Here is a 22184-nt window from a genome sequence, read left to right on the forward strand (position 1 = left end):
CAGGCTCGATCTTCTATCAATTCGATGTATCGTCTGACTGTGCATCGATAATCTTCATCTCGTGGTTCTGAACCGAGGCCGGCCGGGAGGAGACGCCCAGTGTGCTCGGCTCAACCGCTTACGACGGGAGAGTCACGCTGTGGGGGGTGAGGTTGTCATGTCAATACGACAAAAATATTATTCAATGCCAATAATAACAGTACCTCACAGCTCGATCTGGCCGACCGGATCCCCTGGGAGTCGCTGACCGGGTGGCTCGAACTCGTAGAAGTACCGCGAGGGCTAAGCACCATGAGCTCGGAGGTCGGGCGTCCAACTTGTTGGGGGGAGGTCCTCCTTCACGTGTGGCCGGCGGGCGCGGACTGAAGGCCGCCAGGCTCCGTGTGGTTTGCTAAGGCGTTGTTCGAACCGGGTCGGCGACGGTGCGGGCAGCGGTCTTGGCCTCCTGCAGGACCCATTTGCGAAACGCCTGGACTTCGGGCCTGTGCCGGGAGGCCGCCGTCGTGATGAGACAACAGCGTTCGGGCGCCTCGGCCTGGCGGTCGAAGATCGGGACCAGCGTTCTCCTGTCCAGCTCGCGGGCGATCAGCATCGGGCGCCCGATGGCGGCCCCGATCCCGTTCACGGCGGCCTGAATCACCATGCTGTAGAGGCGGAAGCCAGAGGCCCGCGACAGGTCCGGCGTGAGTTCACCCTGACGTGCGAACCAGTACGACCAGTCGGCGTCCCATCCAAGATCGTATAGCAAGGGCCAGTCGTGCAGTTCGGCGGGACTCCCGAGCCGGCCCCGCGCGGCGAGCAGAACGGGACTGCAGACGGGCACGAGTTGCTCCTCGTAGAGCGTCTCCTCCAACAGGGTATCCTCGCGTCGCGTCAGCGGGCGCGGCGCCGAGGTCTCTCCGGTGTAGGCAAGCCAGCAGTCGAAGTCCGACCGCTGCGGGTCGACGCCGCGATGGTTCGTCTCGAGCTCAATGGCGATGTCCGGGTGCGCCGCCCGGAAGGAGGGGAGTCTGGGCACCAGCCACCTCTCGGCCACCGCCTCGACCGAGACGATCCCGACTCGTGGCGCCTCGCGCCGATGCCGCTGTGAGATCCCGTGCACATCGGCGAGGATGCGCTGCACCTCCTTCAGATACGCCCGCCCGCGACGGTTGAGGCGCACCCCGCGCGAGCGGCGGTCGAACAACTCGGCCTCGAGGTGCTTCTCCAGCGTCCGGATGCGGTGGGCGACCGCGGCCGGCGTAACGTCGAGTTCGCTCGCCGCGCGGGCGAAGCTCTGATGGCGGGCGGCGGCTTCGAAGAATCGCAGGCTTTCGAGCGGGGGTAGGCGCAGCACGGTCGTCAACCTCCGAACGGTGCGGTTTTGCAGAACATTCCAGTAGGGTCGTGCATTGCCGCGGTGGCGGCAAGCCAGTTCGCGGCGCGCAACACCGAGCGAGGGCTGGGCGATCGAATACCGCGCCTCGTACAATTTCGATTTGAAACAATTTGTCGTTGTCATAGCAATAACTAGTATTTTCTCTACTGTCAGCAAGCAGCATGTGCGCCAGCTACATTATGCCATAGGCATGATATGAGGTGGCATATTGCCGCGGACACCTTCCCTCCCCGAGCATTTGTTCAGCGGAATCTTGGGATTGTCGGTGTTAAGGTAGCCCATGGTACCTCACCTTGGCAGGAGCCTGCGCCGCAGGAGCGTGGCGGAAGCCATCGGATGCCGCCCGCGGGGTCTCGCGAGCCGAAGTGTCGGTCGTTTTCCGGACGGGAACGCGTTGTAGGCGGGGAGACGGCCCGGCGGGCGGCGTTCGGGCGGGGCCGCGGACCTCTTTTTGTGCCCCGGGGGACGCTTGACACGGATTTTCGGCCCCTCACGCTGCCTGAAGGACGTGGAGGCGCCTCATGTTGAGCGCCAGGCACACGAGGTCCCACTCGCCGCGCACCTTCTCCAGGCCCCGGAGGCTGAACCTCCGGAACCCCATCGCCTCCTTGATCCAGCCCATGGGCGCCTCCGCGATCCACTTGCGCCTGGCGTACACCGCCGGGCCCTCCGGAGCCGCCAGCTTCTTCGCCATGCGCGCCCTCGCCGGCTGCTTCTCCGGGTCGGGCTTGCCGGCCCCCCTGCCCTCCCGGCCCAGCGCCACGTAGCCGTCGATCCCCCGCGCCTCCAGAGCCGCCGGATCCTCCTCGTTACAGTAGCCCGCGTCGGCCAGCACCTGGCCGGGCGTCTCCCCGCACCGCCCGGACACCTCGTCCACCGCGAGATGGATCGCCGCTCGAATGCAGCAGGGTTATTGCCACGGACTGCCAGGGTTCGGCGCCGCGGCCGTGTCCAAGGCGAGACGGCAGCAAAGGGATCCGCTCTCCGCGCCGTCCCGGAGCGCGGTCGGGGCCTGCCAACGCCAAGCCGAGTACTGCGTTACGCCGGGGATCGGTTGCGGCACATGGGGATCACCCGATTCGATCCGGGCGGCGTGCAGCCGCATCGAGAGCCGGTAGCCGTCGCGGTCGACGCAGCCTTCGCTCAGGGGGCCGAGGTCGGCGGTCTCCACGCCCAGCTTCTCACGCCCGATGCGATGGACGAGGGCTTCGGCGGTCTCCCCTTCGGCGCGGGATCCGGCCGGGAGGCCCCACACGCCGGGCAGGTCGGGATCGTCATCGGGGCGCCGGACGGTGAGCCAGCGCGGTCCCCCGTCCGCGGCTTCCGACGCCCCGGCCCGCCCGGGCTGTTCGATGATCAGGGCGATCGCGCGGCGGGTCGGCGCACGCCGGGGGCCGGCCCGGTCGTCCGGGGTCATCGCGCGGCCAGCGCCTCCAGCCGCTCGCGCGCGGCGTCGAAGCGGCCGAGCAGGTTGGGGATGTCCGCGCCACCGTAGCCCGCGATCAGTCGCTCGCGCGCCGCGCCGAGGATGCCGAGGAGGTCCGCGGCCGCCGCCGCCCTGGCCAAGGGATCGGAACTGCCGACGCTCCCGATCCACACCGGTGCGGTGTGGGCGAAGGGATAGTTGGCCATCATCGGCCACCGCGCCTCACCGCCGACGGCGCGCGCGGCGACCCAGCCCCCCTCCGGCAGCATCAGATCGCCGCCGTAGCGACGGGTGCCGGGCGCTCCGAGTCCATCCTCCGTCCACACCACTTCCCCGTTGACGAGGACCTCGACCCGGTCGACTTCGGTCGCGGTGGAGACGGAGAGCGTCCACGAGGTCTCGCCGGAAGCCACGATTTCGCCCGGACCGGCCTCGCCCAAACGGAAATCCGGGAACGGGCCGTTCGTGACGAAGCTCCGGCCGTTCCGCAGCGCATCGATGTAGGCGGGCCAGTTCCGGGCCCCGCCGGTCTGTGCGTACACGCGCGCCGTACCGACGGCCATCGTCCGGTAGAAATCGGTCATCACGTCGGTGCCCGCCGACGGGGCGACCGGGATCCCGGCGTTGAGCAGCAGGTGCCAGATCTGGGACGTCAGTATCTCGTCACTCCACAGGCAGACGATCTCGAGCGCGTCGAGGTCGCCCAGGACCGCGTCCGCGACGAGTTCGACCGGGACGCTCCCGTGAAGTTCGGCGACCGGCAGTTCCGCCCACGGCGTCGCGCGCTCGGCGCCCCGCGAGCTGACCGGATGCACGTAGTACGCCAGCCCTCCCTGCGCGCGCGCGTGCCCGAGGGCGTCCGCGTTCCGCCGGTCGTCCGACCCGTAGACCTGGTAGCCGGGCCCCCAAACCCAAGGCCAGAACAGGTCGTCGATCCCGATCAGCCCGAGGTGGCCGAGGAAATGGGACCGGACCTCCTGCCCGAAGCGGACGAACGGGGGACCGCCGGGCTCGCTCCAGGCCCAGAGGTCCTGGTCCTCGAACCGGTTGTGCAGGTTCGCAAGGAGCGGGGTGGCGAAGTCGAGCGCCTCGCCCCGCATCATGGGCGGCAGGTCGCCCGGCGAGAGGTCGTACAGGCCCCCGTAGTTGAGATGGAAATGGTGCTCGCCGGAACTCCAGCCTCCGGCGCGCGCGTCCCACACGGAGGGCAGCACGACCGCCACCTCGGCGGTCCCGGCCTCGGCCCCCGCCTGAACGGTCGCGGATGCTTCCGGCGTCGCGAGGCCCTGGACTGCCGAGACCGTGACCTCGCCGACCGGAACGGTGACTTCGATCACGCCCGGCGAATAGAAGAAGACGCGCCCGCTCTGGCCGTCGAAGCGCGCTGGGGACGCGTCGGGGACCGCGGGATGGCCGGACCCGTCCACGACCTCGAGCCGGGCCGGGACCGGGGGACCGCCTTCCTCCCGCATCGTCCGTATCCGGATGGTGGCCGTCGGCGCGCCCCAGTCCCAGCCGACCACGTCGACCTCGTCCACCGGTCCGCCCGCGGCGCGGACGCGCTTGAGCCGCAGCCGTTCCCGGTCGTCAGCCTCCGAGAAGTACACCCACTCGCCGGACGGATCCCAGGCAGGGGTCAGCGGCAGACCGCCCGACGCGAGGAGGATCGAGGGCCCTGGGTCGTCCACGTTCAGAAGGCGGAGGTCCCAGCCATCGTGGGTCGGCCAGTTGACGGCGACGGTGGACCCGTCGGGACTCAGGGCGGGCCGGGCCATGGAAGCGATGTTGCCCTCGATGAGTGTGCGCGACTCCGGGGAACCGCCCGAGCGCACGACCACGCGGTCGCGTCCACCGCCCTTTGCGAGGTAGACGAGAGAACTCTCGCCGGGCTGGGGTTTAAGTTCGATCCCGGGCGCGTTGGTGACCGGCCGCCTCACGCCGCTCGCGATGTCTACGGCCCACAGATCCAGCGTCCCGGCCTCAGCCTCGGCGGACGAGTAGAACAGCTTCGTGCCATCGGTGGAGAACGCGGGGTCGAGTTCGATCCCGGGGCTGTCGACTCGGCCCAGCTCGGCCCCCGTCGCCGCGGCGACCCAGACGATCTCCGTATCGTGGGTGTCATCGCGAACGAACGCGATGACCTGCCCGTCGGGCGACCATGCCGGGCGTGCATCGATCTCGCCACCCCGGGTCAGACGGCGAGCGACGCCGCTCGACAGATCCATCACCCAGATCCAGCCGCGCGAAGCGAACGCAAGCCGCGCCCCGTCCGGCGATGGAGCCGGATCGATCGGTCCGCTGGTGAGCATCGGAAGCTCGTAGCCCTCGAGGTACACGTGGTGGTTGTACCCGGCGACCTTGGGGTAGCGGTGCGTCCACTGTCCGGCCGCGGAAGCCGGGGCGAAGCCCAGGCCGAGAGCAGCCAGACCCCAAACAGCGAGACCCGGCAGCGAGAGGCCCCGGACGGAGGGGTGGGCGAAGGAAGGGATGACGGCCGGACGCGGTCGCATGGCGGTTCACCTGTCGAGTTGAGATGCCGGAATCGTTGGGCGGGGCACGAGACCTACAGCCTGACCAGATCCAGTTCGAAGTGGCGGGCGATCGTATCGTAGTCGCGGCCGCGGGCCAGGAGCGGACGGCCCATCCGCAGCGAGGCGGCCGCGACCATGCAGTCGAGAACAGACCGGATCGTCGGACCTCGCCGGCGCAAGGTGCGGTGGATGAGCGCGGCGTCTTCGAAGTCGGCCAAGCCGCCGGTACCCAATATCTCGAAGCGGGCGAGAAGACGCGCGACGGCTGCCGCCTCGCGCTCCGTCCCGCATCCGGCCAGGAGTTCCAGCAGCGCCGGCGCGGGCGTGGCGATCGCGTCGCCGGACTGGACCCGGGATCGCAGCGCAAGGTGGGTCGGACTTCCCGTATCGCGGAGGTATTCCACCCAGGCCGACGTGTCTGCGATCACCAGCGATCCCCCGGGTCGCCGGCCCGCAGCTCATCGAGGTCGCCGCCCCATCCGGTGCCCTGCATGGCGAGCGCTTCCTCCCTGGTCATCGGCACCACCGCGATCCGCCGAAGCGCGAATTCTGCGGCGGCGGACCGATCCGCAAAACCGTATCGCTCGCGAATCGTGTCCAGCAGGCGCGCGGTCACGGTCAACTCGACACGCACCCTCCCGGACAGGGATGGCTCTGCTTCCCCGTACATGGGGCGCGTCTCCGGGACGACCGTGGCGCGACCCTGGAGTTCAAGGGCTCGGGCTTGCCGCAACTCGCGCCGGACCCAGGCGGAAACCGTCTCCCGGTTGCGCCCGGCGGCATCCCGAATCTCGTCGTACTCGGCACCGGAAACCACGACCTGCAAACGCTTACTCATATCATGAGTGTAGTCTACTCATCTCGACCGGGGCAAACCGTCAACTCGGAGGACCCGTCAGGGTCGGCACCTTCCGGCGGTCAGCGCCGCCAGGCCGCCGCGTCTGGAAGCCCGCTGCTGATCATCGCTTCAAGGCCCGGCGCGGGGGCGAGCGCGTCGAGATCGCTGCGGGCGAGGGCGTCGGCGGGCAGGTCGCGGAGTATCGCCCTTACCTGGCCCGTCCGCGGATCGCGCAGAATCGCCAGGGGCGGCTCGCTCCCCTCGCGCATCTCGACGGTACCACCCGGACCGGAGAGCGAGAGGCTCGCGAGTTCCGCCTCCCATTCCGCGCGCACCGGCAGCGCGAAGGTGAACCCGGAACGCCCGTCTCCGTCCGCGACCTCCGGCATATTGAAGCTGAGCGAGAAGAGTTCGCTTCCGTCCACTCGCCTTCCCGTCAACTCGTACGGTCCCCCGGAGCGCGGGACTACCGGGGAGGCGTCGATGACGAAGGCGGGATCCAGGGACGGGACGCCGTCCGCGGTGGCACGGCCGGATACGAGGAGCGACCTCGTTGCGGCGGCCGGGGCCCGGGACGCCGCGCCCTCGTCCACAAGCCGGTAGCGCAGCGAGTTCGTGAAGTAGTAGTCGCTGATCCATTCGGGGGGGCAGTAGCTCATCAGGTCCGCCCAGTCGGGCGGCACGAGCGACCCGCCGTCGCGCGGATCGTGCCCCCAGGCCCCGATCGCCCCGTTTGGCCAGGGGAAGGTCGGATCCGGACCCGCCGCGCTCCCGCAATCCGCATGGTACAGGTTGAAGTTGTGCCCGAGCTCGTGCGCGATCGTGGACTCGCTCAGCTGCGACATGCTCACTTTGCCACCGATATATGCGACGCCTCCGGCGCCTTCGGGTTCGGGCAGGAGACCCTTCCAGTGTCCCGTGCCCCCCTCGATCGCCCGGATGCGTCCGACTTCGTTCAACACGGCGAACGCACTGTTCGAGGCGATCGTGACACTCTGGTGTTTCGTGATCGCGAAGGCGCCCACCGGAAGCAGATTGTTCGTCTGCCAGAGGATCTCGTGGTTCGGATGGATTTCGCTGACGAGCGTCACGGCGGCGGGATCGTTGTTACCCGTCCAGATGAACGGGATCAGGGTGAGGCGGAGCGTGGGCATGGCCCTCACGTCGATCGGCGCCCGTCCCGTCTCGGGAATACGCTTCGCCACCCCGAGTCCCGGATCGAGCGTCCCGCCGGGATCGATCTCGATGACCATTTCCAGGCCGGGCTGAATCACCGCGCCGTGGATCTCCGCATTGGCGGACAGGTCGAGTTCGCCCTCTTCCACCTCTGTCGGGATCGGGGATGAACCGGCGGCGATTTCCACCACATGGGTCTCCACGCCGTCGACGAAGAACGTGGCTCGGACCGGCGGGATCGCCGCGGAGGTCTCCTCACCGGACGTGATGAACACCCGGAGCAGCGCGCTCTCTCCGGCCACGAGCGGGACGGGGTAGTCACGCGATTGCACGGCCTGCGTCAGATAGGCGTCCGACTGTCCCTCCGCCCGGCACGGCCGGATACGCCGCTTCAGGATCGCTTCCCCCCAGGTCCGAAAGGCGGGTTGGTCGGGCACGCACAGCGCCGTGCCGCCCGCAAGCAACTCCTCGAGACCCACCGAAGTCAGGCTCTCCGGGAGCGGACCCGACAGCTCTTCGTTGTTCTGAAGGTGCAATTGCTCCAGCGCTCTCAAGTCGCCGAACGCGGGTGGCACCGAGCCGGAGAACATGTTGTCCCCCAGCCACAGCGCTTGCAGCCGATCGAGTTGGCCGAGTTCCGCGGGCAGGGGACCCGAGAGGTCGTTTCCGCCGAGGTCGAGCCATTGCAGGCTCCCCAGCTCACCCAGCTCCGGCGGCACCGCTCCCTCGAGCAGGTTGCTGGAGAGCCTCAGCCGCTGAAGGTCGGAGAGGGCTCCGAGTTCACGCGGGATCGAACCCTCGAGCAAGTTGTTGTTCAGGTACAGCTGCCGAAGGTAGACGAGGTTTCCCAACTCCGGCGGGACAGTGCCGTTCAACTGATTGTCGTTCAGGGACACCTGGACCAGTCGCGTGGCATTCCCCAGTTCCGGCGGGATATGGCCCCGCAGGTCGTTCCCGGCGAGACCCAGCAACCCCAGTTCGGGGAGGGCGCCCAGTTCTACCGGGATTTGACCTGTAAGGCGGTTCAAATCCAGCCCGAGGAACCTCAGGCGCGGGAATCTCGCGATCTCCGGTGGAATCTGCCCTGCGAGTCGATTGTCGATCAGGTTGATCCCGGTGACCCTCCCCGCTTCATCGACCAGGAGGCCGTACCAGTTCTCGAGCGGCTGATCGCTGAGCCAGTTCGTGCCGTTGATCCAGTTCGGACCGCCCATGGCCTCGTAGAGTTTCGCCAGGTCGGCTCGCTCTTCGTTGCACTCCAGATACGGGCCATCGCGCGAGGGGATGGCGTTCAGCCATTCGCGGAACGCCTCGTCGCTCGGCGTGCACAGCATCGTGCCGGCGTAGTGGAGTTCCCGGAGGCCGAGCCGCGCGAGAGACAGGGGCAACGGGCCCGTGAGCGCGTTTCCATCCATTCTCAGTTCGGTGAGGAGGGCGAGGTCCCGAGGTTCCGCGGAAGTTGGCCGCGCAGTCCGTTCTCGCTGAGGCGCAGCGCCAGCACCCGCCCGTCCGGATTGGCCTCGACCCCGAACCAGCTTCCGAGCGGCGCGTCCGTCGTCCAGCTGTCCTTCCCGGTCCAGCCGCCTCCGCCCGCCGCGTCGTACACGTCGATGAGCGTGGCGCGGTCCTGGCTCCGGACCGTGAGGGGCGCGGACGCCGTGGCGGGCCCGGAGGTGGCGGTGACGCTCGCCCGTCCCTCCTTGAGGCCCGTCACGAGACCGGTGGCATCAACCGTCGCGACCGCAGGATCGCCGCTCGTCCATGTCACGGGCGCACCGGAGATGACCCGGGCACGTTCGTCCAGGACGCGCGCCACCAGGCGGACGGTGTCGGCCGCAACGACCACGGCCGGATTCGGCTCCAGCGTGACCGTGGCCGGCTGCGGCGCGGGCGCGGGGGGAGGTGGGGGAGGCGGCGTGACGCCCTCGCCGCAGGAGAGGAGCGCCAGGATAACGGCGAGGGCTGCACCGTGCCGGGCCAGCCGGCCGCGTGTGGCGCGGAAACTCCGGCCGGAAGTCGTGCTGGTCTGCCTTGCGATGGGTTCGCCACCGGGCCGGCGGGTCGTCAACGGGCTATCATCCGCAAGGATACCAAAGCCGCGCCGGGCCGCGCGCCCCGCCCTGAGAGACGGAACGCGCGGCCCGGTGCCTTGCGGCTGTACCTGGAGACGCCCTCCGGAGGCGCCTGGGCCGACCTCAGCGCCTCCAGGCCGCCGAGCCGGGCAGCCCGCCGCTGACCATGATGTTCAGCCCCGGCTCGGGGGCCAGCGCATCGAGGGCCCCGGGGCCCATGGCGCCGGCCGGCAGGTCGCGCAGGATGGCCCGCACGTGGCCCGTCACCGGGTCGCGCATGATCGCCATCGGCGGTTCGCTCCCCTCCCGCATCTCGACCGTGCCCCCTGGCCCGGTGAGCGCGAGGCTCGCCAGCTCCGACCCCCACTCGGCCTGGACCGGAAGCGCGAAGGTGAAGCCGGAGCGCCCGTCGCCGTCCCACATCTCCTGCATATCGAAGCTGACCGAGAACAGCTCGCTGCCATCCGCGCGCCTGCCGGTCAGCTCGTACGGCCCCCCGAAGCGCGGCACGACGGGCGTCGTCTCGACGACGAAGGCAGGGTCGAGGTGGAGTGTCCCGTCCGCGGCGGCGCCGCCCGAGACGATCAGGGTCCGTGAAGCGGCCGGCCACACCTCGACCGTATCCACGAGCCGGAAGCGCAGCGCGTTCGTGAAGTAGTAGTCGCTGACCCACGCCGGATCGCAGTAGCTCATGTGATCCGCCAGGTCGGGGGGCACCAGCGACCCTCCGTCGCGCGGATCGTATCCCCACACGCCCGTCCGCGCGTTGTCGTACGGGAAGGTCAGGTCTACGCCCGCGGGGTCGCCGCAGTCCGCATGGCTCAGGTTCAGGTTGTGTCCCAGTTCGTGCGCGATCGTGGACTCGCTCAACAGGGAGACGCTGATCTTGCTGCGGTTGGGGTTGGGGATGGCCCCCAGGTACGCGACGCCCGCGGCCCCCGCGGGGTTCGCGTTGAGACCCATCCAGTGTCCAGTCCCCTCCTCCAACATCCGGATTCGATCCATCTCGTCCAGCATATCGAAGATGTTGTTCGAGCTGACCGTCACGCTCGGGTGTTTCGTGATCTCGAAAGCACCCACCGGAAGCAGGGTTCGCGTCTCGAAGAAGAGGTCGTCGTCCGCCGTGGCGCCGGCGACGAACACTTCGGCCTCCCGGTTGTTGTCCGCGGTCGAGACGAACGGAACCAGGGTCAGGTACATCGGGGGCACCTCCCTCACCTCCACCGCCGCCCGCCCTTCGGCGGGGATGCGCTTCGCCACGCCGAGCGCCGCATCGACGGTCCCGTCGGGGTCGACCTCCACTACCATCTCCAGGCCCGGCTGAATCACCTCGGCGGGGATCTCGGCGTTGGCCGACAGGTCGAGTTCGCCCACCTGCACTTCCGTCGGGATCGCGGACGATCCGGCGGGGATGTTCGCCACGTGCACCTCCGCCCCGTCCACGAAGAAGGTGGCCCGCACCGGCGGGATGTTCTCGGTCGTCGTCGCTTCGGACATGACGAAGACGCGCAACAGCGCGCTCTCGCCGGCCACGAGCGGGACCGGGTACTCGCGCGATTGTGTCGCCTGCGTCAGGTAGGCCTCGGCGTGTCCCTCCGCCCCGCACGACTGGACGCGCCACTTCGCGACCACGTCGTTCAGCCAGGCTCGGAACTCGGGCTCGGCGGGTGCGCACAGCCCGGTGTCGTACGCGATCAGTTCCTCGAGTGCCGTCATCGACGTCAGTTCATCCGGCAGCGGCCCCGACAGGTCGGGATTGTTCTGGATGTGCAACCAGATCAGGGCGTCCATGCCACCGAACTCCGGCGGCACCGGGCCGGACAACATGTTGTTCTGCGCCGAGATCTGGAGGAGGCTGTCGAGTTGGCCAAGCTCCGCCGGGAGGGGGCCGTCGATCATGTTGTCGTTGAGCTGGAGTATCCGCAGGCTGTCGATCTGGCCAAGCTCCGCCGGAAGGGGGCCCGACAGCCTGTTCCCGGTAAGTTCGAGCCTTTGGAGCTTCTCGAGTGCTCCCAGGGTCCCGGGCACCGGGCCATCGATGCGGGTGTCGCTTACGTCCAGCCACAGCAGCTCGGTCAACGCGCCGAACTCCTCCGGAATCGAACCGTCGAACCGGGCCTCATACAGGTGGAGTATCCGCAGGCTGTCGATCTGGCCAAGCTCGGGCGGGATGGGGCCGCTCATTTGGTTCCCGCCCATCCAGAGTGTTCTGAGGTTCACGAGGTTCCCGATCTCGGGCGGGATCTGGCCCTTGAACTCGTTGCCGTCCATGTCCATCCGCCGCAGCTCGGTAAGTTCGCCGATTTCCGGCGGGATTTCGCCTTCGAGGCGGTTGTAGTCCAGGCGCAGCAGCCGCACGTGCGGGAAGTATCGGATCTCCGGAGGGACCGTTCCCGAGAGGTTGTTGCGGTTCAGGTCGATCTGCGTGACCCGCCCCGTCGTCGAATCGACGGCGATGCCGAACCAGTTCCCGAGCGGCACGTCGGTCCCCCAGTTCTCCGATTCCGTCCAGCTCGGTCCGCCCATGGCTTCGTAGAGCTTCATGAGGTCCGACCGTTCCTCGTTGCAGGCGATGAACTCGCCGTCGCGCGTCGGAATGGCGTTCAGCCACGCCTGGAACGCCTCGTCTCTCACCGTGCACAGCATCGTGCCGCCGTACTGAAGTTGCTGAATCGCCAGCGCGGCGAGAGAGGACGGGATGGGACCCGAGAGGCCCTCGTTTCCGTTCACCCGCAGTTCGGTGAGGAAGGCCAGATTTCCGAGGTCTTCAGGGAGCTGCCCGCTCAGCCCGTTCTCGCTCAGGCGCAGCGCCGTCACGCGGGCGTCCGCGTTCGCCTCGACGCCGTACCAGCTGCCGATCGGTCCTTCGGACCCCCAGTTCTCCCGGTTCGTCCAGCTCGCTCCGCCGGCCGCGTCGTGGAGGTCCATGAGCGTCGCGCGGTCCAGGCTCTGCACCACCGCGGGCGCGGAGGCGTTGACTGGTCCGGACGTGGCGGTGATGCTCGCCTGTCCCTCCTTGATCCCGGTCACGAGGCCCGACGCATCGACGGACGCGACCGCCGGATCGCTGCTCGTCCACGTCAGCGGGGCATCGGAGATGATCCGTGACCGCTCATCCAGGACGCGGCCCCTCAGACGGACGGTGTCGCCCGCCACGACGACGATCTGCTCGGGCTCGATGGTGACCCGGCTCGGCGTTGGAGCCGACGGAGGCGCAGTCGGGGGTGGCGCCGTAGTGTCCTCCCCGCCGCAGGAGAGTAGCCCGAACAGCGCGCCGAGGAGGGCAGTCGACAGCACGATGTTTCGAGGGGTGCGTACGATGCGTTCGTCTGGATTCGCCGTGGAGTGTCTCATGCTGTGCCCGCGGGTTGTGGGAAGACCGTCTTCAACTCGATGCCTCCTGGAATGTATAGAATAATGCACATGCATACCGCATACCACCGCTGCCTTGCGGGTACGTCGTCGACTCGAACTCCTTGCCAAGCGCCTCCAGCCGCTCGACCGCGAGTTCGAAGTTCTCGAACGGGGCCCTTACATCGTATTCGCCGTGCATGATGAGGACGGGCGCGGTGATCCGGTCCATGCGGTCGAGGGTCTCGGTCTTGGCGTAGATCTCGGGGCGTGCATCCGGCGTGCCCCCGTGTCCCGTGATCGCGAAGATCTTCCCGACCCGGTCCGCGTAGGGCAGCGTCTTCGCCTCGGAGTAGATGCCGCGCATCGGCACGGCCGCGTCGAACTTGTCGGGCGTGCGCGTGATGGCGGACATGGACTGCATGCCGCCGTAGCTCCCGCCGTAGATCCCCACGCGCCCGTTGACGTATGCCTGGCTCCGCAGCCAGTCCGCAGCCGCCCCCGGATCTCTGGACTGGTCGTTGAGCCAATCCTCGATGGAGAGGTCCTGGAACTCGCGCCCGAAGCCCGAACCGCCCCGATAGTTGATGGCCAGCACGACGAACCCCTCGTTCGCGAGATACTGCTTGACGGGGTTCGTCCCCCGCAGGTACGAGTTCGTCCCGCCCCCGTGCACCTGCACGAGCGCCGGGTAGCTGGGAGGTTCGGTGCCGTCGGCGAGCGCGCGCCGGATCGCGGGCGGCAGATACAGGAAGCCCCGCACGTAGAGCCCGTCGAAGCTCCGGAACGAGATCTCCGTGGGCCGCTGGACGCCGGCGAGGCGGGGCGAGAACGACGTCAGCCTCCGCGGCGTCCCCCCCTCCAGGTCCAGTAGCCAGGCTTCCCTGCCCTCGGTCGACGCGTCCCGGGCGAAGACCGCGCGTCGCCCGTCCGGGGTCGCGTGCAGCGACGACCGGGCGCCGCCCACGTTCGTCACGCGCGTGGCCACGCCGCCGGTGGCCGGAACCGACCAGAGTTCGAACGCGCCCCGCTGCCGGTACGGGAAATGGATCCGCTCTCCGTCTCCCGACCAGTGCGGATCGAAGCGCATGATCGCGTCGGTCGCGCATATCTGCATCTCGATCGGCGCCTCGCGCGCCGCTCTTCGGGGCCGGCCCGGAGAAATCGAGGTCGATGCGGTATGGATAAGCGAGATCCTGGTACCAGTACTCGTCCTTCGCCGTCCCCATGAGGACGAGGCTCGATCCGTCCGGGGACCACACGGGATTCGACGAGGCCATGAGCGAGGTCGACATCCGGTGCGCCTCGAGGGTTCCCGTGTCGATCAGCCACACGTCGTCGTGCAACGACCGCCCCACTCGTCCCGCCGGCCGCGCCGACGTGGAGCGCGCCCCCGGTGAGGAACGCGATCCGCTCTCCATCGGGGGACCAGGTCTGCGAGCCGCCGCGGAGCCAGAAGGTGGAGGGACCGTCGGCCTCCGCTCCCGCCGGCACCGGGTAAATCCCGCTTCCGCCGTCGGGTGCCGGCCCCGAAACCGCGATCATCTCCCCGTCGGGCGAGAGGACGGCACGTCCCGCCCCACCGCCTCCCCTGAAGATGTTTTCGAGGGTGAGAGACGGCGAAGGTCGCGACACCGTTCCTCCTGCGTCGGGTAAACGGCAGAGATCGCGGCTCCGGCGGTTTTCCATGAGTATTGCCCTCCGCCCCGGCGCGACAATACCGATGAAGGGGACGATGCGACGATTCTTCCAGCACTTGTAGCCGCACCTGGAGGCCGCACGACCGTGACCGAGCCTGCCGTAACGCTGACCGACTACGGGCTGACCCTGCTCTGCGCGGTCCTCGCCTGGCGGGCCGGATCCAGGGTGAGGGCGGAACTGCGGCCGTGGGCGATCGGGCTCTTCGCCGGCGCGGGCGCGGCGGCGCTGTTCGGAGGGACGGTGCACGGGTTCTTCGGCGACGCGACGACGCTCGGCTACCGCGTCCTCTGGCCCGCCACCATCCTCGCGGTGGGGGCGACGGGTCTCGCCGCGTGGGGGCTGGGCGCGCGCGTGGGCGGAATCTCGGCCGGCGGCCGGCGGCTCACACGGATCGTGCTGGCCGCCTTCGTCGCGTGGGTCGCGCTCGTGCTCGCGGGGCGGCAGGCGTTCGCGATGGCGATCGTCTTCTACCTGCCCGCGGTCATCTATCTGACGGTGCGTTTCGCCCGGTTGTACCGGCGGGGGCCAACCCCGAGCCGCCGCGAGGCGCTGATCGGTTTCGGGCTGACCTTCGCCGCCGCCGCGATCCAGCAACTGCAGATCCCGATCCATCCAGTCTGGTTCGACCACAACGCGCTGTACCACGTCGTGCAGGCGGTCGCGTTCGTCCTGTTGTTCCGGGGCGTGAGCGGCGAGTAACGTGAGACGAGTCCCGAACCTCAGGTGAGTGCCATGCGTGCCGTGATCTCCCCGGGCTTTCGCCCCTTCGCGATCGGTCTCCTGCTCGTCTCGGTCGGTCCCTCCGGCGATCCGGGCTTCCGCCCGGGGCCCGCCCCGCTCTCGGCGCAGGACGCCCGTCCGATGACGGTCGAGGATGTTCTCGAGTTGAAGAGCCTGTCCCAGCTCTCCATGAGCCCGGATGGCCGCTGGGTGGCGTACGTCGTGACCGGACGGGACATGGAGGAGGACCGGCAGGAGACGGACGTTTGGGTCGTGCCGGCGACGGGCGGCCCCGCCGACGCCCGCCAGCTCACCTTCCGCCCGGGTTCCGATGACTCGCCCGTCTGGCACCCCTCGGGGGACTGGCTCGCCTTCTCCTCGGACCGCGAAGGGGAGCGGCAGGTCTACGGGATCCGCCCCGATGGAGGCGAGGCGTGGCAGGTGACGTCTCACGAGACATCCGTCGGAGGCTTCCGCTTCGCCCCCGATGGTCGGCGGCTCGGATTCACCGCGAGTCCGCCGCCCACCGAGGCCGACCGCGAACTCGAGGAACTCCGCGGCCGCCCGATGGTGTGGGATTCCGTCTACACGGACCAGTGGTCGCAGCTCTACGTCGCCGAACTGGAGGACGACGTGGCGGGCGAGGCGGTGAGGTGGTCGCCGGACGGCCTCCATGTGCAGGCCCTCGTGTGGTCCCCCGATTCGCGAGCGCTCGCGTTCGGCGCGCGCTCGTCACCCGTGCTGCGGACGAACTACCACGGGGCGACCTACGTGCAGTCGGGCCCGGAGACCGAGGCGCGCAGCGTCACCTCGATGGAGGGCGGGGAGAACCCGGTCGCGTGGGACGACGAGGCCGGCCTCATCGTGTCCGGCTCCGGACATCTGCTCGGCACCTTCAATCGCCAGCTGTGGCGCGTGCCGTTCGCGGAAGACGGCACGGCCCTGGAGGCGGTCTCGCTCACGGCCGGGCTGGACGCGAACGCGAACCTCGTGCGCGTCGACGGCTCGCGGCTCATCGTCGCGGCGGCCCGGCGCACGGGCGCGACGCTGTACCGGATCGACCTCGAGGACGGAGCCGCGGCGGGCGCACCGCTCGATCTCACGGACGGACGGCACTACTACACCGGCGCTTCCACGTCCGATGACGGGAGCGTCCTCGCCTTCACGGCCGAGGACGGCGCCGCTCCCCCGGACATCTTCGTGACGGGAAGCGCCGACTTCCGCCCTGAACGGCTGACCGACGTCAACCCCCGGGTGGCCGACCTGGCGCTCGGCGAGCAGCGGGTCGAACGCTGGAGTTCGCGCGCCGGGGGCGAGGAGATCGAAGGCGTGCTCATCCTCCCTGTCGGCTACGAGGAGGGGGACCGCGTCCCGCTCGTCCTCGTGATCCACGGCGGCCCCTCCGGCATCTCCTCGGACCGCTTCAACGGGACGCGGGGCGCCTATCCGGTACAGGTCTACGCCGGCATGGGATTGGCCGTCCTGCAACCGAACTATCGGGGCTCGAGCGGCTACGGGGAGCGTTTCCGCGGCCTCAATCGCGGGGACATCTCCGGGCGCGACTGGATCGACATCGACTCCGGCGTGGACGCGATGATCGAGCGCGGGATCGCCGACCCCGACCGGCTCGCCGTCAGCGGGTGGAGCTTCGGCGGGCACCACACCTACTGGGGGATCACGCAGACCGACCGCTTCAAGGCGGCGAGCGCGGGGGCGGGCGCCAACGACCTGATCTCGATGTACTCGCAGACGGACATCCCCGAGTTCTACCACACCTACCTCGGCCCGAAACCGTGGGAGGATTGGGAACTGTACGAGGAGCGCTCCGCATACCGTCATGTGGAAAACGTGTCGACACCGCTCCTGATTCAGGTGGGGGAGAAGGATGAGAGGGTGCCGGCCGAACAGAGTATTCAGTTCTTCGAGGCGGTGCGCGCGATCGGGAAGGCGCCCACGGAGTTGGTCCTGTATCCTGATCAGCCACACGGAGTAAGGTCACCTCGCCTACAGCGAGATCTCATGTCCCGGAACGTCGTCTGGCTCGAACGCTGGGTTCTGGAGCCGGAGGCGCTCGTCCCGTGACGTTCCGTCGCCGAGGGAGACGCCAGGGACTGAGCCTGTGCGGTCTCGCGCTCGTGGCGGGCGCGTTGGTGCCGGCCGGCCCCGGCCTGGGCCAGGAGCCGCCCGAGGTGACGGAAGCCGGCCTCGTCCGCGGCGAGATGCTCTACCAGGCCCACTGCGGGCGCTGCCACGGGATGCTCGGACAGGGAGGCGAGGGGCCGAGTCTCACGCGCCCCACCCTTTCCCGCGCACCGGATCATGCGTCCATGGTCCGGGTGATCCGGCGCGGAATCCCGGGCACCGGCATGCCGGGAACGCGGGGGAATCTCCTCCCCGACCTCGAGGTGGAACTCGTCGCCGCCCACGTCCTTTCCGTCGGGGAGGGCACCGCCGTGGAGATCGCGGGAGACGCGGCGCGAGGGGGCGAGGTGTTCTCCGCCGCCGGTGACTGCTACTCCTGCCACGTCGTCGACGGCCGAGGCGCCGGCATCGGCCCCGAACTCACGGGGATCGGGCTTCGGCGCGGCGCCGACTACCTTTACGCGGCGCTGAGGACGCCGGAGGTGGAGCTTCCGGTCTCCAGGCGGGGGATTCTGCGGGGATTCAGGGGATACCTGCCGATCCGGGCGGTCACGCGCGCTGGGCGCGTCATCACCGGCATGCGCGTCAACAGAGGACGATTTCACGATTCAGCTGCGGTCCATCTCGGGCCGCACGGTTTCGCTGCGCAAGGAAGACCTCGTGCAACTCGAGAAGCAACTGGACCACTCGCTGATGCCCGCCGCGGAGAACATGACGGCAGCGGACATCGACGATCTCGTCGCCTACCTCGCGGCTCTGGGAGAGGGATCATGACGCGGCCCCGGCCCGCCGCCCTCGTGGCAGGTTCCGCGCTCGCGGCGTGCGTGCTCCTCTGCGCGGGAGGCCTCGCGGGGGTCGCCGCTCAGGTGCCCTTCGAGCGCCTCGTGAACGCCGACGCCGAACCCCACAACTGGCTCACGTATTCGGGCAACTACGCCTCGCACCGTTTCTCGGCCCTCGACCGGATCCACCGGGAAAACGTGGGCGACCTCAAGGTGATCTGGGCCTACCAGATGAGCGGCGGACTCATCGAGACGACGCCGGTGGTGGTCGACGGCGTGATGTACGTGACGGAGCCGCCGAGCAACGTGAGCGCCCTCGATGCGCGGACGGGCCGCCGCCTCTGGTACTGGTCCGCTGACGTGCCGGCCTCCACGAAGAACATCGGCTTTCCGCGCGTGAACCGTGGCGTCGCCATCCTCGACGAAACCCTCTTCGTGGGTACGCTCGACGCCCGCCTCGTGGCGCTGGACGCCCGCTCGGGTGCGGTCCGCTGGGAGGTGGAGGTCGCGGACAACGATCTCGGCTTCTCGATGACCCTGGCCCCGCTCGCGCTCGGCGGGAAGGTCATCGTCGGCATGTCCGGCGCCGAGGCGGGCGCGAACGGCTTCATCGACGCCTACGATGCCGAGACCGGCGCCCTCGTGTGGCGGACGTACACGATCCCCCGGCCCGGCGAGCCGGGGAGCGAGACGTGGGGCGGCGACAGCTGGGAGCACGGCGGCGGGTCGACGTGGCTCACGGGCTCCTACGACCCCGAACTCGACCTGCTCTACTGGCCGACCGGGAACCCGGCGCCCGACTGGAACGGGGACGCTCGCCCCGGCGACAACCTGTACACGAACTGCATCCTGGCCCTCGATCCCGACACCGGCGAGATCCAGTGGTACTTCCAGTACACGCCCCACGACACGCACGACTGGGACGCGACGGAGATCCAGGTGCTCGTCGACGCCGATTGGGAGGGAGAGCCGCGCAAGCTGCTCGTGACGGCGAACCGGAACGCCTTCTACTACGTGCTCGACCGCGAGACGGGCGAGTTCCTGCACGGGGTCGAGTACTCGAAGCAGACATGGGCGGAGGGTCTCGACGAGAACGGCCGCCCGATCGTGATCCCGGGCACCGAGCCGACCGAGGAGGGCAACCTCGTGTGGCCGAGCCTCCAGGGGTCCGCGAACTGGTTCAGCCCTTCGTACAGCCCCGATACCGGGCTCTTCTATCAGGCGACCCGGATCATGGGGGCCGTCTACTACAAGTCCGAAATCGAGTACGAGCCGGGACAGCCGTTCCTCGGTGGTGGCGAGCAGGCTCTGTCGGGCGACGACGCGAGCGGGGCGGTCAAGGCGCTGGACGTACTCACCGGAGACGTCAGGTGGGAGTTTCCCCTGCTCTCCCCTCCGTGGGCCGGGGTCATGGCCACGCGGGGCGGCCTCGTCTTCGGCGGGAGCAACGAGGGCAACATCTTCGCGCTCGACGCGGAGACGGGAGAACCGCTGTGGGACTTCCAGGCGGGCGCCGCCGTCCGCACGAACCCGATGTCGTTCGAGGTGGACGGCGAACAGCGCATCGTGACGGCGGCCGGCGCCGTCCTGTGGGTGTTCGGACTTCCTGGCGACTCAACTCCTTGAGACACGGAAGATTCCTTACCACAAGGTTGGGACGCACCGGCGCGTTCGGCTCGATGACGGGCTGGATTACAAGGAGCGAATCGACCAAGATCGCCGCCAAGTCCTGGACGAGCTCGCGGCTCAGGCGCAGGAACTTGGATTGGGTTACTGACGCTTGGGCAGTTTCACCGCCCTGCTCGATGCGTCGGTCCTGTACTCGGCGCCACGACGCGACCTGCTTCTGGAACTCGCTGTGTCTGACGCTCCCGTGACGTTGGGACCAGAGGTCCTGGGTCGCCTCTACCACGGTCGCCGACGCGCCGGACCAGCGCACGACACCACGTCTTGACCAGCACGCCGTCTTGACGGAACCGTAGAAGATCGCCCATCCGGGATGCACCGAACGATGAGAGGGTAGGTTCAGATGCCGTCATCCAGAAGACTGTTGGCCCTGCTCGTGGTGGTGCAGACGGCTTTGCTGCTTCCAGCCTCGGGTGTGCACGCGCAGTCGTCCGCCCCACCCCCTCCCTCGGTCGAGGAGATCGACGCGTGGGTCGAGGACGCCATGGCACGCTGGGAGGTACCCGGTCTGGGCCTGGCCATCGTACACAACGGTGAGAGTTTCCTCTCCACCGGCTACGGCGTCCGCGAGCTGGGGACGGCCGAACGCGTGGACGGAGGGACGCTGTTCAGCATCGGGTCGTGCTCCAAGGCCTTCGGGGCGGCGACGTTGGCCGCCCTGGTCGAGGACGGCAGGCTGTCATGGGACGACCGCATCACGGACCATGTCCCGTGGTTCCGCCTGCACGATCCGTGGACGACGCAGGAGATCCGCGTTCGCGACATCGTCACGCACCGGGTTGGGACCGGGAGCAACCAGCCGCTGCGCCCGCTTGTCGTGGACCGGCGCGACTATCTGACCCGACTCCCCCACATCGAGCCCGCCCATCAGTTCCGGGATCGTTACGGCTATACGAACGACATGCTCGTGTTGACGGGTCATCTCGTTGAGACCATTTCGGGAACGGACTGGGATTCCTACGCGCGTGAGCGGCTCTGGAATCCGCTGGGCATGACAACGACGACGGCGCGCATGGGGCCCGCCAACGCCAGTCCCAATCACGCCGAGCCGCACGCCATCATTGAACGGAGGTTCCAGGGGAACGCGGCGACCACGGGGCTGCCGCTGGAGCCCGTGCCCTGGCAGTACGCCGAGGACGTGACGGTGCCCTCGGGCGGTGTGATCACGTCGGCGGACGAGATCACCGAGTGGATGCGGTTCCACGTCGGTACCCACCCGAACCCGCCGCTCTCCCGCTCGTCGGTGGAACTCATGCATACGCCGCACACGGTGATACCGAACCCGAGTAGCTGGATGCCGTTCGAGGGACCCGGAGCGTACGCGATGGGTTGGTCCACGGGGAGGTTCGGGAACGTCACCGCCGTCGGTCATGGCGGGAACGCACTCGGGTTCAACTGCTCGATCGCGCTGGCGCCGGAACACGGGTTCGGCGTGTGGGCGACGACCAACCGGAACTCCGAGCTTCCCTGGGTGCTCACGCAGTGGGCGCTCGGACGCTTCCTGGGTACCGAGGAACTGCGGAGCCGCGACTGGCATGCGGAACACGAGCGGAGCGTCGCCGAGGGGAACCGGCGGGTCTTCGAGGCGGAGGCGGAGCGTCAGGCCGCCCGGCTCGACCAGGGTCCTTCCGTGCCGCTCGAGGCGTACGCCGGGACCTATCACAACGGCTATGCGGGTGAACTCCGCATTCGCCTGACGGACGAACCGGTTCCGCCCCTCATGCCCGCGGAGGGCCGCCTGGGGCGCTGGGACGGGACGCCCGGGCTGCACGAGCGTCCGGCTGCGAGTGCCTCGGCGGGCGCCAGCGGCAGTGGGTCGGCGAATGGAGCTGCCGGCTCGGCCGGACAGCCCACGGACGCGCCCCGGCTGGTCGCCGAGTTCGATGGTCGGGAACGGCCAGTCCAGATGCCCCTCGAGCATTGGCATGTCGACCGATTCGACGCGTGGTTCGGCGACGTTCGGATCGGCGTCTCATTCGTGCTGGACGACATGGCACGCGTGACCGGCGTCGAGATGGACTACTACGGCCGCTTCGAACGCATCCCCTGAGGGACCCGGATCAGCGGCCGGAGAACCTCTTCGCGTAGCCGTACGCCGTCGCGGCGGACACCAGGTGGCAGACCCAGCCCCACGCGCCACCCGTGCCGATCCACAGGCCGGGGGTCACGAGCAACCAGAACAGCCCGCGCAGGATCTTCCCGTTGTAGAACTGCCCCAGACCGGGGACGAGAAAGCTCATGATGGCGGCGGCAGGTGGATTCCTCACGTCTATCCCCTCGAATCTTCTCTCGAGACGTCATCGAAGCGGCGGTCGGCGGTCGCCCGCCCTCACGGTGACCTCGTACGAGAGGCGCGCGCGCCCGGTTTCCCGCCGGGCGGG

At 68.8% G+C, this 22184-nt stretch carries 15 protein-coding genes and 1 pseudogene; 5 read left to right on the top strand and 11 right to left on the bottom strand.

Going from position 1 to position 22184, the window contains the following annotated elements; translation table 11 throughout:
* Positions 1 to 391 precede the first annotated feature (391 nt).
* The 10 genes from ACOQPP_RS06095 to ACOQPP_RS06140 all read right to left on the bottom strand — a co-directional run bounded on the left by ACOQPP_RS06095 (position 392) and on the right by ACOQPP_RS06140 (position 13889).
* Entirely contained in the window at positions 392 to 1336 is a 945-nt protein-coding gene (locus tag ACOQPP_RS06095; RefSeq protein ID WP_419165237.1) for a LysR substrate-binding domain-containing protein, read from the bottom strand.
* Positions 1337 to 1868: 532 nt separating this feature from the next.
* Positions 1869 to 2246, bottom strand: a complete 378-nt coding sequence (locus ACOQPP_RS06100) for a transposase (protein WP_419165236.1) — start codon at positions 2244 to 2246, stop codon at positions 1869 to 1871.
* A gap of 42 nt (positions 2247 to 2288) precedes the next feature.
* Positions 2289 to 2795, bottom strand: coding sequence for an NUDIX domain-containing protein (locus ACOQPP_RS06105; protein WP_419165235.1), 507 nt, complete (start codon positions 2793 to 2795; stop codon positions 2289 to 2291).
* Positions 2792 to 5314 carry a CehA/McbA family metallohydrolase gene (locus ACOQPP_RS06110; protein ID WP_420636034.1) on the bottom strand — a complete coding sequence of 841 codons (2523 nt, stop codon included), beginning with the start codon at positions 5312 to 5314 and terminating at the stop codon, positions 2792 to 2794. The genes ACOQPP_RS06105 and ACOQPP_RS06110 overlap by 4 nt, the downstream gene beginning before the upstream one ends.
* A 53-nt stretch (positions 5315 to 5367) precedes the next feature.
* Positions 5368 to 5763, bottom strand: coding sequence for a type II toxin-antitoxin system VapC family toxin (vapC, locus tag ACOQPP_RS06115; RefSeq protein ID WP_420636035.1), 396 nt, complete (start codon positions 5761 to 5763; stop codon positions 5368 to 5370).
* Positions 5760 to 6173, bottom strand: coding sequence for a hypothetical protein (locus ACOQPP_RS06120; RefSeq protein ID WP_420636036.1), 414 nt, complete (start codon positions 6171 to 6173; stop codon positions 5760 to 5762). Before ACOQPP_RS06120 ends, vapC begins: the two co-directional genes overlap by 4 nt.
* 80 nt (positions 6174 to 6253) lie before the next feature.
* Positions 6254 to 8764: a hypothetical protein gene (locus ACOQPP_RS06125; RefSeq protein ID WP_420636037.1), complete on the bottom strand. Its 2511-nt coding sequence runs from the start codon at positions 8762 to 8764 to the stop codon at positions 6254 to 6256.
* A gap of 2 nt (positions 8765 to 8766) precedes the next feature.
* Entirely contained in the window at positions 8767 to 9417 is a 651-nt protein-coding gene (locus ACOQPP_RS06130; protein WP_420636038.1) for an Ig-like domain-containing protein, read from the bottom strand.
* A 127-nt stretch (positions 9418 to 9544) separates the two neighbouring features.
* Complete coding sequence (locus ACOQPP_RS06135) at positions 9545 to 12775, bottom strand: leucine-rich repeat domain-containing protein (protein WP_420636039.1); 3231 nt, start codon at positions 12773 to 12775, stop codon at positions 9545 to 9547.
* Between the two features lie 31 nt (positions 12776 to 12806).
* Entirely contained in the window at positions 12807 to 13889 is a 1083-nt protein-coding gene (locus ACOQPP_RS06140; protein ID WP_419165229.1) for a S9 family peptidase, read from the bottom strand.
* Positions 13890 to 14557: 668 nt separating this feature from the next.
* On the opposite strand from ACOQPP_RS06140, the gene ACOQPP_RS06145 reads away from it, so the two are divergent.
* From ACOQPP_RS06145 to ACOQPP_RS06165, 5 genes and pseudogenes are all read left to right on the top strand, one after another.
* Positions 14558 to 15172 carry a DUF6962 family protein gene (locus tag ACOQPP_RS06145; protein WP_420636040.1) on the top strand — a complete coding sequence of 205 codons (615 nt, stop codon included), beginning with the start codon at positions 14558 to 14560 and terminating at the stop codon, positions 15170 to 15172.
* Positions 15173 to 15205: 33 nt separating this feature from the next.
* A complete protein-coding gene (locus tag ACOQPP_RS06150; protein WP_420636041.1) occupies positions 15206 to 17275 on the top strand; it encodes a prolyl oligopeptidase family serine peptidase in 2070 nt (689 codons plus the stop codon).
* Between the two features lie 137 nt (positions 17276 to 17412).
* The gene (locus ACOQPP_RS06155) at positions 17413 to 19743 is read left to right on the top strand and encodes a PQQ-dependent dehydrogenase, methanol/ethanol family (protein ID WP_420636227.1); all 2331 of its coding nucleotides are present in this window, start codon (positions 17413 to 17415) and stop codon (positions 19741 to 19743) included.
* Positions 19733 to 19894 (top strand): annotated as a pseudogene (locus tag ACOQPP_RS06160) (DNA-binding protein); the annotation flags it as partial. The gene ACOQPP_RS06155 and the pseudogene ACOQPP_RS06160, both read left to right, overlap by 11 nt.
* 252 nt (positions 19895 to 20146) lie before the next feature.
* A complete protein-coding gene (locus ACOQPP_RS06165; protein ID WP_419165224.1) occupies positions 20147 to 21853 on the top strand; it encodes a serine hydrolase in 1707 nt (568 codons plus the stop codon).
* Positions 21854 to 21863: 10 nt separating this feature from the next.
* On the opposite strand, the gene ACOQPP_RS06170 is transcribed toward ACOQPP_RS06165, so the two are convergent.
* The gene (locus tag ACOQPP_RS06170; protein ID WP_419165223.1) at positions 21864 to 22070 is read right to left on the bottom strand and encodes a hypothetical protein; all 207 of its coding nucleotides are present in this window, start codon (positions 22068 to 22070) and stop codon (positions 21864 to 21866) included.
* Positions 22071 to 22184: the final 114 nt, after the last annotated feature.

Source organism: Candidatus Palauibacter sp. (assembly GCF_965222475.1).
Taxonomy (GTDB): domain Bacteria; phylum Gemmatimonadota; class Gemmatimonadetes; order Palauibacterales; family Palauibacteraceae; genus Palauibacter.